This window comes from Psychrobacter sp. GW64-MNA-CIBAN-0177, from assembly GCF_040309585.1.
In the GTDB taxonomy this organism is placed as follows: domain Bacteria; phylum Pseudomonadota; class Gammaproteobacteria; order Pseudomonadales; family Moraxellaceae; genus Psychrobacter; species Psychrobacter okhotskensis.
The window spans coordinates 1-239 of the sequence record NZ_JBEOOY010000574.1 but is presented as its reverse complement, the minus strand read 5'-3'; the positions used below and the strand labels follow the sequence as shown (position 1 = coordinate 239).

Below are 239 nucleotides of genomic sequence, written 5' to 3'. Positions count from 1 at the left end.
GTATGATGCCAATGTTTGGCATCATCCGCTACTGGCGCTAAAAGCGGATTGTGATTTCTTAGTGGTCGATCGTATCAATGGTGAGGGTAACAACTGCCATGAATTTGAGATTGATGATTGGGAAGTTTGCGTTGATGTCTCTACTGAAGAAGCTAAGTCAAATAGAGCAAAGGCTAATGCTGTTTAGTAGTTATTAGTGATTGTTAAAGCCAGCTAATGTAAATTAGCTGGCTTTTTTA

General features: G+C 39.3%; 1 protein-coding gene. It reads left to right on the top strand.

The genetic code is table 11. The features are described 5' to 3' along the window. Window positions 1-187, top strand: a 187-nt coding sequence (locus AAEY79_RS16280) for an ureidoglycolate lyase (protein WP_352289796.1), incomplete at its 5' end; no start/stop codon positions are given. Window positions 188-239: the final 52 nt, after the last annotated feature.